Raw genomic sequence first — 15,337 nt, 5'->3', positions numbered from 1 at the left:
TGGCCCGTCGAGAACTTCTCGGTCGTGTTACTGGGCGTTCTCGATGGCGGACTTCATGTCCGCGGTGGCGTCGTCGACGCTCTTGCCGGAGGTCAGCGCCGCGTAGGCGTTGTCCTGGATGGCCTTGGAGATCTCGGTGTAGAACGGGGACACCGGTCGCGGTGCGGCGTTCTCCAGGGACTCCTTCAGCGCGGGCAGGTAGGGGAACTTCTCGACGAGCGTCTCATCGTCGTAGATCGACGCGAGCACCGGCGGGAAGGAGGCCTCCGCGAAGCTCGTCTGGTTCTCCTCGGAGATGATGAACTCCATGAAGTCGAGTGCGGTGGCCTTGTGCTCGGAGTTGACGTTGATGGCGTTGTTGTAGCCGCCGAGCGTGGACACGCCCACGCCGTCCTTGCCGACCAGCGGGGAGACCTCGGTCTTGCCGGCGACGGCGGAGCCGGCCTCCTCGGCGTTGGTGTACATGTACGGCCAGTTGATGGCGTACGCGGTGCGTCCCTCGGTGAAGGCCAGGTTGGTCTCCTCCTCGGTGGCGGACGTGGAGTCCTTGGCGATCACGCCGTCGGCGTAGGCGTCGACGAGCGCCTGCAGGCCCTCCTTGGCCTCGGGGGAGTCGACGGTGACGGACTCGCCATCGTCGCCGAGGACGGAGCCGCCCCAGCCCTCGATGAAGCCGGTGGTGTTGACGGTCAGGCCCTCGTACTGCTTGAGCTGCGTGGTCAGGCAGTCCACGTTCTTTTCCTTGGCTGCGGAGCAGGAGTCGGCCAGGGCGCCGAAGTCTGCGGGGGCCTCGGGCATGATGTCGGTGTTGCGGAAGAGCAGCTGGCCGTTGGTGTTCTGCGGCAGCGCGTAGAGGGTGTCCATGTAGGTCGCGGACTCGACGGTCGCGGGCAGGAGGCCGGAGGTGTCCACCTCGTAGTCACCCTTGAGGGGCTCGAGGTAGCCGTTGGCGGCGAAGTCGGCGGTCCAGACGACGTCGAGTGCCATGACGTCGTAGTCGGCGTTGCCGGCCTGCAGGGACTGCACGAGGGTCTCGCGCTGGGAGTCCGCCTCGCCGGCGAGCTCGGAGAGGGTGACCTCCTCGTCGGGGTGCTCGGCGTTCCAGGACTCGATGACGGGCTGGAGCTTGTCCACGTCGTTCGCGCCCATGGCGAAGGTGATGGGGCCGCGGCCCTCCTCGTCGGACCCGGAGCCGCCCTCGCTGGCGCTGCTGCTGGCGTTGTTGCTGCTGCCCGTGCTGGAGGAGTCGGAGGAGCTGTTGGAGCAGGCTGCCATGGATACGGCGAAGCCGGCGGCGATGACTCCGCCGGCCACGCGCTTGGAGAGGGAGATGGTCATGGGGTGTTCACCTTTCGATAGGCATACGTTTACGACGACATTAGTGAATGTGGTTACAATTTTTATCTTTGGTGGTCTGGGTCACCCCGAAAGGGGTTAGGCCCGGCTCTTTCCCGGGCCGTCTACGGCCGGTCCAGCGCCCGCCCGGTCTCCCGGTCGAACCGGTGCGCCGCGGCCGGGTCGAAGGCGACGGTGGCCTGCTCCCCGATGCCCGCGGTCTGCGCCGCGCCCGCGCGGGCGACCAGCCGGACCCCGGCCCCGGCATCCACGTAGATGAAGCTCTCGGCACCCAGGGCCTCGACGAGGACGATCTCACCCGTGTAGCTGCGCCACCCGGCCGGGACCTGCTCGCCGGGGTGGATGACGTGCATGGCTTCCGGGCGGACGCCGACCCGGTCAGCGCCGTCGTCGAAGATGTTCATGGCCGGGGAGCCGATGAAGCCGGCGACGAACTCGTTGACGGGGTTGCGGTAGAGCTCGCGGGGCGGGGCGACCTGCTGCAGCACGCCCTCCCGGAGCACGGCGACCCGGTCGCCCATGGTCATCGCCTCCACCTGGTCGTGGGTGACGTAGACGGTGGTGGTGCCCAGGCGGCGCTGCAGCGCGGCGAGCTCGGCGCGGGTCTGCACACGCAGCTTGGCGTCGAGGTTGGAGAGCGGCTCGTCCATGAGGAAGACCTTGGGCTCGCGGACGATCGCCCGGCCCATGGCCACCCGCTGCCGCTGGCCGCCGGAGAGGTCCTTGGGCTTGCGGTCGAGGAACTCCTCCAGGCCCAGGAGACGGGCGGCCTCGGTGACCTTGGCCTCGATGGTGACCTTCGGTTCCTTGGCCAGCTTGAGGGCGAAGCCCATGTTCTGGGCGACCGTGAGGTGGGGGTAGAGCGCGTAGTTCTGGAAGACCATGGCGATGTCGCGCTCGCCGGGTTCGAGTGAGGTGACGTCGCGGCCGTCGATGAGTATCTTGCCTTCGCTGACGGGCTCGAGGCCGGCGAGGGATCGCAGTGAGGTGGACTTTCCGCAGCCGGAGGGGCCGACGAGGACGAGGAACTCGCCGTCGGCGATCTCGAGGTCGAGCTCGGAGACGCTGGGGCGGTCGGCGCCGGGGTAGGTGATCGACACGCGATCGAATGTGACAGAGGCCATGGTGTCCGAGATTATCACCGGATTGTCACTATTCCTGTTCCGGCCGCGCGGGCCCGAATCCCCCCTGCTCCCCCCTGTCCCATCTGTAACACCGGGAAACTTTTGGCAGACTAACGGGGAGGGACACGCTGGTGATAAATTTAGCAGCGAAACATTCCGGCGCGACCAGCCGACGAGACAACCGAGGAGTCACGGAGCATCCATGAATATTGAGAAGGCAATCGGCCAGTTCTTCAGCCCGGAGGGCGACCTCCTCCTCGCCCCGCAGCTCACGCTCGCGGGCATGTCGGAGCTCATGTACCAGGGCGACTTCCACACCGGTGGAGGCGACCGCCACGCGCTGCGCTTCTGGGACTTCTCCGAGTCCCGCGAGGGCACGGCGGTGGACTACACCCGCACCGAGATCAACACCCGCATCAAGGCCACCGCGGCACGCCTGCAGCAGATCGCCAAGATGGGTGACCGCGTCGCCATCCTCGCCGGCAACAGCCCCGAGTACATCTTCGCCTTCCTCGGTGCCCTCTATGCGGGCATGGTCCCCGTGCCGCTCTACGACCCGAACGAACCGGGCCACGGCGACCACCTCAAGGCCGTGCTCGGTGACTCCGAGGCCAAGGTCGTGCTCACCAACGGCTCGTCCGCCGCCGCCGTGCGCGAGCACTTCTCGGAGGTGCCCTCCCGCGAGCGCCCCCGCATCCTTGCCGTCGACTCGCTCCCGGACTCCCTGGCGGAGGCCTACGTCAACCCCATGACCACGCTCCAGGGTCAGCAGATGGCGGCCATGGCCACGACAATGCCCGTGGACAACCTCGCGTTCCTGCAGTACACCTCCGGATCCACCCGCACCCCGGCCGGCGTGGTGCTCACCAACCGCTCCATCCTCACCAACGTGCTGCAGATCTTCAGCGCCGTCGACCTGAAGACCCCCCTGCGCCTGTCCATGTGGCTGCCGCTGCACCACGACATGGGCATCATCCTCGCCGTCTTCGTCACCATCCTCGGCCTGCCCATGGAGCTCATGCGCCCGCGGGACTTCATCCAGCAGCCCAAGCGGTGGACGGACCAGCTGGCCACCCGCGGCGAGGATGACGTCAACGTCTACAGCGTCGTCCCCAACTTCGCCCTTGAGCTGGCCGTGCGTTACGGCAAGCCCGACGCGGACCAGGACTTTTCGAGCGTGGAGGGCCTCATCATCGGCTCCGAGCCGGTGAGCGAGTCCGCCGTGGAGAACTTCGCCGACCTCTTCACCCAGCACGGTCTGAACCGGCTGTCCATGCGCCCCTCCTACGGCCTGGCCGAGGCGTCGCTGCTGGTCACCACCCCGCAGACGGGCACCCGCCCCTTCATCCAGCACTTTGACCGCGACGAGCTCGCCGCGGGCAAGGCGGTTCCGGTGGAGAAGGGCTCCGCGTCCGCGGTCACCTTCGTCTCCAACGGCCAGGTGGTGCGACCGCAGGCGCTGACCATCATCGACCCGGAGACCAAGGCCGAGCTTCCCGACGGCGCCGTCGGCGAACTGTGGACCCACGGCCAGAACAACGCCGCCGGTTACCTCGACCGCCCCGAGGACACCGCCGCCACCTTCAACCAGACCCTCGGGGAGCGTCTGGCGGAGGGCTCCCGCGCGGAGGGTTTCCCGGACACCGGCTGGATGGCCACCGGCGACCTCGGCGTCATCCTCGACAACGAGACCTACATCACCGGTCGTCTCAAGGACCTGGTGGTCATCGCCGGGCGTAACCACTACCCGCAGGACATCGAGGCCACCGTGCAGGAGGCCAGCGAGCACGTGCGCGCTGACTCCGTCGCCGCCTTCTCCGTCCCGGGCGGGGACGTGGAGCAGCTGGTCATTCTCGTCGAACGCGCCGATGACGCCGACGCCTCCGGTGATGCCGAGGCGGTGGAGGCCATCCGCTCCGCCGTCTCCTCCATCCACGGACTGAGCCCGACAGAGATCCGGTTCATGGCCCCCAACGAGATCTCCCGTTCCTCCTCGGGCAAGATCGCGCGCCGGGTGAACCAGAAGAAGTACCTCGCGGAGAACGCCGGGGCCTGACCCCGCTCACCGTCCCCCCGCTGCCCCGCCACACCGTCGGCGGGGCAGCGGGGGTTTTCCCGCCCCGCGCGGAAGGCACGTTCGGACCGATGTCGACCGCGGCAGCGCCCGGGGGTCGACCCGACCGCCCGGAAGGTGAAACAATTTGAAACAATGGCCGGATATACCACGGTAACGTGTGACGAAGCCTGGGCCTCCCGGGCCCTTTTTCCCGATCCCACCGTGACACCCAGCGAGCAGATCTCTTCAGCCGACCACAAGGAAGTGCTTAAATCCATGACTGACAGCCACGGCACGGCAGACGCGCAGGACCCGCAGGCCACCAGGCCCGGACGTCAGAGTTCGATGGGGGAGAGCGAGCTGCGGACCTGGCTCAAGGAGTGGGTGGCCAAGACGACCGACCAGCCGCTCGACACGGTCACGGACAACGCCCCGATGGAGCGTTTCGGCCTGTCCTCGCGGGATGCGGTCGTGCTCTCCGGTGAGCTGGAGAACCTGCTCGGCGTCCAGCTCGACGCCACCATCGCCTACGAGTACCCCACCATCGCGGCGCTGGCCCAGCGCCTGGCCTACGGTGCGCCGGAGCGCGAGTCGGCGCAGAACACGTATCGACGCGCGGGTGCCACCGAGACGCCGGGCAACCGCGACATCGCCGTCGTGGGCATGTCCGGGCGTTTCCCCGGTGGCCCGGACGTCGACGAGTACTGGAAGGTGCTCATCGAGGGCCGCACGGTCACCGGGCCCCGCCCCCTCGGCCGCTGGTCGGAGTACGCCTCCGACCCGGTCATGCGGGAGAAGATGGAGCTGGTCACCACCGACGGCGGCTTCCTCGACGAGATCGCCGCGTTCGACAACGAGTTCTTCGGCCTCTCCCCGCTCGAGGCGGAGAACATGGACCCGCAGCAGCGGCTCATGCTCGAGGAGACCTGGCACGCCTTCGAGGACGCGGGCATCCCGGCGAACACCCTGCGCGGCAAGTCTGTCGGCGTGTGGGTCGGTTCGTCGAGCAACGACTACGGCATGCTCATCTCCTCCGACCCCGCCGAGGCGCACCCCTACGCCCTGACGGGCACGGCGAGCTCGATCATCCCCAACCGCATCTCCTACGCCTTCGACTTCCGCGGCCCGTCGATCAGCGTGGACTCCGCCTGCTCCTCGTCGCTGGTTTCGGTGCACGAGGCCGTGCGTTCGCTTCGCGACGGCTCCTCCGACGTCGCCGTCGCCGGAGGCGTCAACGTCCTCGCCTCCCCGTTCATCTCCACGGCCTTCGGTGAGCTGGGAGTCATCAGCCCGACCGGAGCCATCCACTCCTTCTCCGATGACGCGGACGGCTTCGTGCGTTCCGAGGCCGCCGGCGCGCTGATCCTCAAGCGGGTGTCCGACGCCATCGCCGACGGCAACGAGATCTACGCCGTGATCAAGGGAACCGCCGTGAACTCCGACGGCCACTCCAACGGCCTCACCGCGCCGAACCCGGAGGCCCAGGTCGACGTGCTGCACCGTGCCTACGCGGACGCGGGCATTGAGCCGTCGACAGTTGACTATGTCGAGGCCCACGGCACCGGCACCATCCTCGGCGACCCCATCGAGGCGTCCGCCCTGGGCACCGTCCTCGGCGAGGGGCGCGGCCCCGCGACCCCGACCCTGCTGGGTTCCGCCAAGTCCAACATCGGCCACACCGAGGCCGCCGCCGGCACCGCCGCGATGGTCAAGGTCATCCAGGCCATGCGTCACGACGTCCTGCCCCCGAGCGTGAACTACTCCGGCCCGAACCGCTACATCGACTTCGACGCCGAGCACCTCGAGGTCGTCGAGGACCCGCGCGAATGGCCGAAGTACTCCGGCCGCAAGGTCGCCGGCGTCTCCGGCTTCGGCTTCGGCGGCACCAACGCCCACATCGTCGTCACCGAGTTCGATCCGGCCGACTACCCCGCCGAGTCCTCCGACGCCCAGTCCCAGCTCATCGACCCGGAGAAGCCCCACTCGGCGCTGCTGCCGGTCTCGGGAATGCTGCCCTCGCGACGTCGACAAGCAGCCGCCGACCTGGCCGACTTCCTCGAATCCCGCACCGACGAGGACCTGCCCGCGATCTCCCGGTCCCTGGCCGGGCGCAACCACGGCCGCTCCCGCGCCGTGGTCACCGCCGGCACCGTGGAAGAGGCAGTCAAACGCCTTCGCCAGGTCGCCGAGGGCAAGGTCTCCGTAGGCATCGCCTCCGCGGACGCACCCGCCACCGTCGGACCCGTGTTCGTCTACTCGGGCTTCGGCTCGCAGCACCGCAAGATGGGCAAGAAACTCGCCGAGATGTCGCCGCTGTTCCGGGCGCGCCTGGAAGAGCTCGACGACTACGTCGACTTCGAGTCCGGCTGGTCCTTCGCCGAGATCATCCGCGACGACGAGCAGACCTACTCCACCGAGACCGCGCAGGTGACCATCACCGCGATCCAGATCGCACTCACCGACCTGCTCGCCTCGCTGGGCGTGCGCCCCGCCGGGGTCATGGGCATGTCCATGGGTGAGATCGGCGCCGCCTACGCCGCCGGCGGCATCTCCGCCAAGGACGCCATGCTCATCGCCTGCCACCGCGCCCGACTCATGGGCGAGGGCGAGGCCATGATCGCCGGCACCGACGCCGAGGGCGCCATGGCCGTCGTCGAACTCACCCGCGAGGACCTGAGCGCGTACAACGAGGCCCACCCCGAGCTGGCCGACATCGAGCCGGCCGTCTACGCCGGGCCGGGCATGACCACCGTCGGCGGCCCCGTGGCCAGCGTCGACGCGATCGTCGCCCACCTCGAGGCCGAGGGCAAGTTCGCCCGCAAGCTCCAGGTCAAGGGCTCCGGACATACCTCGGCGCTCGACCCCATCCTTGCCGACCTCGCCGCCGAGATCGCCGGCATCACGGCCCTGCCCACCACCGTTCCGGTGTACAGCTCCGTCGACCGCGGCGAGGTATACCCCGCGGGCAGCGTCATCCACGACGACCAGTACTTCCTGCGCATGACCCGCCAGCCGGTGTGGTTCGAGGACTCCACCGCCCAGGCGCTCGCCGCTGGGCACAACACCCTGGTGGAGATCTCCCCCAACCCCGTGTCCATCATGGGCATGATGAACACCGCGTTCTCCGTGGGCAAGGCCGACGCGCAGCTGCTCTACGTGCTCAAACGCAAGGTCGACGAGGCGGAGAGCATCCGCGACCTGCTGGCCAAGCTCTACGTCAACGGCGCGGACGTCGACTTCCGGGGTGTCTTCGGCCCCGGCGAGGAGATCGCCGTCCCCAAGACCGCGTTCAAGGCCAACCGCTACTGGACCAACGCCCGACCCTCCTCCGGCGGCGCCGCGAACTCCATCCCCGGGATCCGGACCACACTGCCGGGTGGCAAGTTCGCCTTCGTCACCAACGCCGACCTCGTGCCCAGCGCCATCGCGCTCATGGAACACGCCGCCGAGGCCGTCACCCCGGGCTCGACCCTCATCGTCAGCGAGGAGCCCGGTTTCCTCCCGCCCGCGGGAGAGCTCACCACCATCGTCGAACGTGGCCTGGGCGGGCTGAGCATCTCCGTCCACCACGTCGTCGAGGACCGCACCACCCTGCTCGCCGAGGGTTTCGCCACCGCCCTGGACCTGGGGACCCCGACCACCGTCGCCGGGGTCACCACCCCGCCGCCCGCCCGCGAGCCCATCCCGGGCGCCCGCGAGGTTGAGGCCGTGCGCTGGGAGCCGGACTCCGGGCAGACCGTGGAGGAGCGGCTGCGCGCCATCGTCTCCGAGTCGATGGGATACGACGTCGACGACCTGCCCTCCGAGCTCCCGCTCATCGATCTCGGCCTGGACTCCCTCATGGGCATGCGCATCAAGAACCGGGTGGAGAACGACTTCCAGATCCCGCCCCTGCAGGTGCAGACGCTGCGCGACGCCTCCGTGGCCGACGTGGTCCGCATCGTGGAGGACGCCGTCGCGGGTCGAGAGACCGCCGCGACACCTGAGACCGTGGTGCCCCAGCCGGAGAAGGCGGCGGACAAGCCCACCGGCGGCGAGCACCAGACCGCCCAGGGCGTCGGGGTCGCCCCGCGCGACGCGTCGGAGCGCATGGTGTTCGGCACCTGGGCCATGATCACCGGGGCCGCAGCCGCCGGCGTGACCAGCCCGCTCCCGGAGCTGACCGAGCAGCAGGCCGCGGACATCGCCGAGCGCCTCACCGACCGCTCCGGCATCGAGATCACCGCCGCCGAGGTCCGCGCGGCAGGCACCCTCGAACCCCTGGCCAACCAGGTCCGCGAGGGCCTGGAGACCGAGGTCGAGGGCAACGTCCGGGTCCTGCGCGAACGCCCGGAGGGCTCCGACAAACCCGCCGTGTTTGTCTTCCACCCCGCCGGCGGAACCAACGTGGTCTACCAGCCGCTGGCCCGCCGCCTGCCGGCGGACGTGCCCGTCTACGGCATCGAGCGGGTCGAGGGCCCGCTCGAGGAGCGTGTCGCGGGTTACCTCGACGACATCCGCACCTACGCTGACGGCCACCCCGTCGTCCTATCCGGCTGGTCCTTCGGCGGCGCGCTGGCCTACGAGACCGCGCTGCAGCTCAAGGACTCGGACGTCGACGTCCAGCTCATCGCCCTGCTGGACACCACCCAGCCCTCCGAGCCCGCGCCGGACACGCTGGAGGAGACCAAGAAACGCTGGGAGCGTTACGCCGAGTTCGCCGGGCGCACCTACGGCCTGGACTTCCCCGTGCCCTACGAGCTGCTGGAGACCGCCGGGGAGTCCGCGGTGCTGGGCATGCTCGAGCAGTACCTGGCCACCACCGACGCCTCGGCCCACGGACTGAGCGCCGGCGTGCTGGAGCACCAGCGGGCCAGCTTCGTGGACAACCAGATCCTCAGCGCGCTGGACTTCTCCCGCTGGGCGGACGTCGACGTGCCGGTGCTCCTGTTCCGCTCCGAGAAGATGCACGACGGGGCCATCGAACTCGAGCCGCGCTACGCCCACATTGACCCGGACGGCGGCTGGGGCCGTATCGTCGGCGACCTGGAGATCGTCCAGCTGCCCGGCGACCATCTCGCCGTGCCGGACGAGCCGGCGATCGGGATCGTCGCCAAGCACATCGAAGAGCGCCTGGAAGGGAAGTAGCTTGAGCACCACTGCGGAAAAACTCGCCGACCTGCGATCACGCCTGGAGACGGCGCGTGACCCCGGCTCCGAGCGTGCGCGCAAGAGCCGCGACGAGGCCGGGCGCTCCACCCCGCGTGACCGCATCAGCCGGCTGCTCGACGAGGGCTCGTTCACCGAGATCGGTGCCCTGGGCAAGACCCCCGGCGACCCGAAGGCGATCTACTCCGACGGCGTCGTCACCGGCTACGGGCGTATCGACGGTCGCCCCGTCTGCGTCTACGCCCACGACAAGACCGTCTACGGCGGCTCGGTCGGCGTGACCTTCGGCAAGAAGGTAGTGGAGATCATGGAGATGGCCATCAAGATCGGCTGCCCCGTCATCGGTATTCAGGACTCCGGTGGCGCGCGTATCCAGGACGCGGTGACCTCGCTGGCCATGTACTCGGAGATCTCCCGCCGGCAGCTGCCGCTTTCCGGCCGCTCGCCGCAGATCTCCATCATGATGGGCAAGTCCGCCGGCGGTGCCGTCTACGCGCCGGTCACCACCGACCTCGTCGTCGCCGTCGACGGCGAGGCGGAGATGTACGTGACCGGCCCGGCCGTGATCAAGGAGGTCACCGGCGAGTCCATCTCCTCCGCGGAGCTCGGCGGCGCGCGCCAGCAGGAGCTCAACGGCAACGTCCAGGCCGTCGTCGCGTCCGAGGAGGACGCCTTCGACTTCGTCCGCGACTACCTCGGACACATGCCCCTGACCTGCTTCGACCCCGCGCCCGTGACTGCTGCACCCACGGACGAGGAGGTCGCCGCCGACGCCGACCTCGACGCCTTCATGCCCGACGACACCAACGCCGGTTACGACATGATGGACCTGCTGCCGCTGCTCGGCGACGACGAGGATCTCCTCGAACTCCAGGAGAACTTCGCCCCCAACATCATCACGGCACTGGGGCGTATCGACGGTCGTTCCGTCGGGTTCGTGGCCAACAACCCCATGCATCTCGCGGGCTGCATCGATGCCGACGCGGCCGACAAGGCGGCGCGCTTCATCCGGATCTGCGATGCGTACAACATTCCGCTGGTATTCGTCGTCGATACGCCGGGTTACCTTCCAGGGGTGGAGCAGGAGAAGGTCGGCCTGATCCACCGCGGTGCCAAACTCGCGTTCGCCGCGGTGGACGCGACGGTGCCGAAGGTGACGCTCATCGTGCGAAAGGCCTACGGCGGCGCGTATGCCGTCATGGGTTCGAAGAACCTCGCCGGCGACCTCAACTTCGCCTGGCCCTCCGCCCAGATCGCCGTCATGGGTTCGGCCGCGGCCGTGGTGATGATCCAGGGCAAGCAGCTCGCCGCCATCGAGGACCAGACGCAGCGCGCGTACATGAAGAAGATGTTCATGGACTTCTACGACGAGAACATGACCTCGCCCTATGTCGCCGCCGAGCGTGGGTACATCGACGCGATGATCGAGCCGAGTCAGTCCCGGGTGATGCTGCGTCAGGCCCTGCGGCAGCTGCGGACGAAGCGGGAGCGGGACATCGACAAGAAACATGCGATCTCGCCGATGTAGTCCGGATCGTTAACAAACTGAGGCGAAGGCGAGATATTCTCAGAGTAAGAGCCGCAAACCGCCGGCTGGACTATACCGCTAGGAGAGCACCCCATGCTCAGCTCCGTTTTGGACATCACCTTCGAGCTCATCAACTGGATCGTCATGATCGGCAACCAGATCGGCTACATGATCGGGCTCTAGGTTGACCGGGAAGCGGCCGCCGACGATTACTGTCGACGGCCGCTTTTTCACGTCCTCAGGCGAAATGGGCGAAGGCGCCGACGGCAAAGACCGAGGCGGCGAGCGCAGCGCAGAAGAACTCGATGAGCATGCCCAGGCCGAGGGACTTGATGGCCGCCAACGACGAGTGCGTCGCCTTGGAGACGTCCCGCTGGCGCACCAGCTCCGCGGTGAACAGGCCCAGGGCGAAACCGACGAACAGCCCGAAGCCCGGGAGCAGGAACATGCCCACGATGCCGGCCACGACACCCACGGTGACGGGTAGGCCGGGGATCTTCTCCCGCTTCATGGTCCTGCCGGTGAGGACAAACGAGGCGGCCATGCCGACGGCGGCGAGGACGATGCCCACGCCGGCGGCTCCCCACGCCCAGGGTGTACCCAGGGTCCACGCCCACCCCACCAGCGTGATGATGGCCAGGATCGAGCCCGGCAGGACCGGGTAGACCGTGCCCGCGACGGCGACGGTGAGCAGGACCGCCGCCACCACGGTGGCGACGATGTCGAGCGTCAGGGGATCCATCTAGCGTGCTGCCCGGGCTCGGCGGCGTTGGATCGGGATGGCGCCGGCCCGCCAACCCAGCATGAGCAGGCCCGACATCACTGACGCGACGATGATGAAGGACCAGTGGGGGACCGAGCCGTTGTTCAGGCCCCAGATGGCCAGCCCGGTCACGGCCGTGATGATCCACGCGCTGAGGCCGGCGGGCACGATGCGGACGCCGTCCCACTTCAGCGCGGCGATGACCACCCAGGCGAGAACCACGCCGAGGAGGAACGGCCACAGGGTGGACAGCCACCCTGCAAACGTGAAGGGCATCTCTTCGGACTGGTGGGCCATGCGCGCGAGAAGCGCAAACAATGCAATGGCGAGAGCGTCCATGAAAAAGGCTGTGGTTCTGTTCACGGGGGAGAGTCTAACGCGGGGCGGGGAGTATGCAGCCGCATACTCGATGCCTGGCCGCACAGGGCCATACTTCAAAGACTGCGCACGTGCGCAGTCCGGGTGTCAGCGCCGCACTATGCCACGGCATAGTTGGCGCTGGCTGATGCAGGGCCAATTGCTGTCGGGAAAGTGCGCACTTGCGCAGTCCTGGCTGTGGCGCGGGAGTATGCGGCCGCATACTCGAGGCCTGTCCGCGCAGGGCCCTACTTCACATTGTGCGCACGTGCGCAGTCCCTGCGTCGGGGCCTGACTATGCCGCGGCATAGTTGGCGCTGGCTGTTGCAGTGCTTGTTGCTGTCGGGAAAGTGCGCACGTGCGCAGTCCCTGCAACGCCGCCGCACTATGCCACGGCATAGTCGGAAATCCCTCCAACGTTGCCCCGCTGCCGAAAATAGCGCGCACGTGCGCAGTCGTTGCTTCGGCAGTATGCGGCCGCATACTCCCGCGCCGGGGATCAGAACCCGTAGTCGGTCGCCGGATCCAGTCGGAGCTCCGAGTACCGGGCCTCGGGTGACGAGGCGTAGTAGGGCTTGCCCGTGGCGTGCCAGAGTTGATCTGCCCCGCAACGCACGTCCTGGTTGTCGGTGTCGAGCATGGTGAAACCCCAGACCAGGCGGCCCTCGCGGTGCGGGGGAAGCTGGTACGGGCCGACCACCTGGTTCAGGGACCAGTGGACCTGATAGACGTAGGAGAATCCGTAGGCGCTGGTGAGGTACTTGGCCAGTTCACCCTCGCCCTTGGCCTTGGCGGAGGTCTCCGTGGTCTGGGTACGGGTGGTCTTCACGGTCTGGGTGACGGGGATCGACTCGCTGTTCAGGTTGGCCACGCTGGCTGCATCGGTCTGTTTGAACCAGCGTCGAGAAGCGGTGACATACGTGCCGGTCTTGCCGGGCGTGCCACAGCGGGTCTCGGGTTTGTAGTCGTCGTTCCAGCGCTGGGGCAGCTCAAAGTCGCCGGCGAAGGACCCGGGAGCCGCGGACGCGGGCACGGGCACGGGTGTTCCCACCGCAACCAGAGCGGCGAGGAGAACGCCGGCGAACCTGGCCCGCGCTACGCGCCCCACTGCTCGTTGTCCCGGGTGCTGATCTCCACGTGGCGCTCCTTCGGCAGGGTGGCGGTGAAGTTGCCGCCGTTGGCCTGCCAGGTGTGGTTCGCGCCGCAGACCGTGTTCTGGCCCTCGAAGTCGGAGACGACCCAGCCGGCGCGCATGACGGCGCTCTTGCCCGGGGCGACGTTGTACGGGCCGACGAGCTCGCCGACCTCGTACGACTGGGAGTCCGTGTAGCTGGTGGAGAAGGTGAACTGGATCAGCTGCAGGAGGGGGAAGGAGACACCTGCGGAGACGTTCCAGGTCTTGGTCTTGGTCTCCTTGATGGAACGGGTGACCGGGAGCGGGGTGTCGTTGTAGTTGGAGATGGTCCAGGTGCCCGCGGAACCGTCGAAGTAGGTGCGCACGATCTTGATGGTCTGGCCGCGGTCGCCGGGGTTGGTGCAGCGGGCGCCGATGGTGGTCGGGTTGGCGGTGCCCATGTCGCGCGGGGGGAGTGCTTCGGCGGTGGGGGCGGAGAAGGCGGCCAGGCTGAAGGCGGCGGCCAAGGAGAGGGCGGTGGACTTGAGGGCGGTGGCGCGGAGAGACATGGTGGGGATTCCTTCGGGGTGTCAGATGTTGGACTGGGTGGGGACGGGGAGGTTGGCGTAGTCGTCGGGGGTGACGTCCACGCGACGGGTGCTGCCGTTCGGCGAAGTCACCACCGCCTCCGCCCAGAAGCCGCTGGGCGCGGTGGCCTGGGGATAGTTGGAGACGAGGCTGTAGGTCTTGTCCTTGCCGCAGTGGAGCTCGCGGTAGTTCACCCGCGTCATGGTCGTGCCGTACTCGACGCGCACGCGCTCACCGGGGGCCAGCGACACAGACTTCAGCGGCGTGCCCACGGGCATGTAGGTGCGCTGCACGGTGCCCACCGAGTTGAGCCAGCCTTCGGGAAGACGGCCGTCGCGGTCGAACCAGTTGAGGTAGCCGTTGAACTCGGCGCCGACGACGAAGTCCGTGACCGGGTTGAACTGGTAGTCGGTCTTGGACCAGTTGAGGAAGTCCTGCGAGTAACCGGGCTTGCGGAAGGCCGGGGTGACAGAGTTGACGTCCAGCGGGTACCAACGGTTGTCCCCCTGGCGGCATGTCTGGCCCTGCTTCGGCCAGGAAGGATCGCGGCGCAGCGGTTCGTTCGGCGGGGCCACCCGGTCGCGGGCGGGGTCGGCGACCTGCTCGAGGCTGGGCCCGCTGACGCTGGTGTAGGTGCCGTCGATGGGCTTGCTGTTGGCGCCCTGAGCGCGGGAGGGGATCTCCAGAGCCTGGTCGGCGACGCTGTCGTCGGCGCGGATGACATAGGCGAAGGCGTAGCGCTCGGCGGGGACCGTGCCGCGGATGACGCTGGCGCTTTCCGCGTTGCGGAGGTGGCCGTTGTCGCAGGTCATGAACATGGAGATGAAATCCTTCTCCAGGACCCCATATTCGACCCGGAAGGATTCGCCGGGATTGAGGGTGATGGGGCCGAAGGTCTCGCCATCGATCCAGCCGTTGGAGGCCAGCGCGCCGATGTCGCTCTTCGCGGTGGTGTTCCAGTTCGAGGGCAGCTCCGCCGCGGAGTTGGCGCTGATTTTGTGGTTCGTGCCCGTCTCCACCGTGGCGGTGTAGGGCACGGCCTGGTCGGTGCTGTTGGTGAACTGGATCGTGCCGTCGCTGAGTTAGCGGCGGCCGGTTTCACCGTAATGCCAGTCCGGGTACCCCTCTGCCTGTGCGGAGGCGTTGGTGCAGGGGGCGTAGAGGTTGGCGATGGGGTAACCCTGGGGTATCGGCGGGATGGCGGCTGAGGCCGCCGTGGCGGGTGCCGCGAGCATGCCCGCGCCGAGGGTGAGGGCGGTCAGGGATGCGAGTGCGGTGGCAGCGATCCGGAGGTGTCCGGTGC

9 protein-coding genes and 1 pseudogene are annotated in these 15,337 nt (G+C 68.2%); 3 read left to right on the top strand and 7 right to left on the bottom strand.

Annotation, left to right across the window (positions count from 1 at the left end; genetic code table 11):
- Positions 1 to 27 precede the first annotated feature (27 nt).
- Both CDOO_RS12320 and CDOO_RS12315 read right to left on the bottom strand, forming a co-directional pair.
- Positions 28 to 1,338, bottom strand: a complete 1,311-nt coding sequence (locus tag CDOO_RS12320) for an ABC transporter substrate-binding protein (RefSeq protein WP_018022051.1) — start codon at positions 1,336 to 1,338, stop codon at positions 28 to 30.
- Positions 1,339 to 1,460: 122 nt separating this feature from the next.
- A complete protein-coding gene (locus CDOO_RS12315) occupies positions 1,461 to 2,480 on the bottom strand; it encodes an ABC transporter ATP-binding protein (protein WP_018022052.1) in 1,020 nt (339 codons plus the stop codon).
- A gap of 202 nt (positions 2,481 to 2,682) precedes the next feature.
- On the opposite strand from CDOO_RS12315, the gene CDOO_RS12310 reads away from it, so the two are divergent.
- The 3 genes from CDOO_RS12310 to CDOO_RS12300 all read left to right on the top strand — a co-directional run bounded on the left by CDOO_RS12310 (position 2,683) and on the right by CDOO_RS12300 (position 11,212).
- Positions 2,683 to 4,536 carry a FadD32-like long-chain-fatty-acid--AMP ligase gene (locus CDOO_RS12310; protein WP_018022053.1) on the top strand — a complete coding sequence of 618 codons (1,854 nt, stop codon included), beginning with the start codon at positions 2,683 to 2,685 and terminating at the stop codon, positions 4,534 to 4,536.
- A gap of 345 nt (positions 4,537 to 4,881) precedes the next feature.
- Positions 4,882 to 9,663 carry a polyketide synthase Pks13 gene (gene pks13, locus CDOO_RS12305; RefSeq protein ID WP_026159377.1) on the top strand — a complete coding sequence of 1,594 codons (4,782 nt, stop codon included), beginning with the start codon at positions 4,882 to 4,884 and terminating at the stop codon, positions 9,661 to 9,663.
- A 1-nt stretch (position 9,664) separates the two neighbouring features.
- Positions 9,665 to 11,212 carry an acyl-CoA carboxylase subunit beta gene (locus CDOO_RS12300; RefSeq protein ID WP_018022055.1) on the top strand — a complete coding sequence of 516 codons (1,548 nt, stop codon included), beginning with the start codon at positions 9,665 to 9,667 and terminating at the stop codon, positions 11,210 to 11,212.
- Between the two features lie 238 nt (positions 11,213 to 11,450).
- Here CDOO_RS12300 and CDOO_RS12295 read toward each other — a convergent pair whose 3' ends face one another.
- From CDOO_RS12295 to CDOO_RS12275, 5 genes and pseudogenes are all read right to left on the bottom strand, one after another.
- A complete protein-coding gene (locus CDOO_RS12295) occupies positions 11,451 to 11,954 on the bottom strand; it encodes a DUF456 domain-containing protein (RefSeq protein ID WP_018022057.1) in 504 nt (167 codons plus the stop codon).
- On the bottom strand, positions 11,955 to 12,338 hold the full coding sequence (locus CDOO_RS12290) for a DUF3054 domain-containing protein (protein ID WP_026159378.1): 384 nt from the start codon (positions 12,336 to 12,338) through the stop codon (positions 11,955 to 11,957).
- A gap of 493 nt (positions 12,339 to 12,831) precedes the next feature.
- Entirely contained in the window at positions 12,832 to 13,371 is a 540-nt protein-coding gene (locus tag CDOO_RS12285; RefSeq protein WP_020384621.1) for a hypothetical protein, read from the bottom strand.
- 56 nt (positions 13,372 to 13,427) lie between these two features.
- Complete coding sequence (locus CDOO_RS12280; protein ID WP_018022060.1) at positions 13,428 to 14,015, bottom strand: hypothetical protein; 588 nt, start codon at positions 14,013 to 14,015, stop codon at positions 13,428 to 13,430.
- A gap of 21 nt (positions 14,016 to 14,036) precedes the next feature.
- Positions 14,037 to 15,269 (bottom strand): annotated as a pseudogene (locus tag CDOO_RS12275) (hypothetical protein).
- Positions 15,270 to 15,337: the final 68 nt, after the last annotated feature.

Origin of the sequence: Corynebacterium doosanense CAU 212 = DSM 45436, from assembly GCF_000767055.1 — a bacterium.
Taxonomy (GTDB): domain Bacteria; phylum Actinomycetota; class Actinomycetes; order Mycobacteriales; family Mycobacteriaceae; genus Corynebacterium; species Corynebacterium doosanense.
The sequence above is the reverse complement of the archived record's forward strand: the minus strand, read 5'-3'. Positions and strand labels throughout refer to the sequence as shown.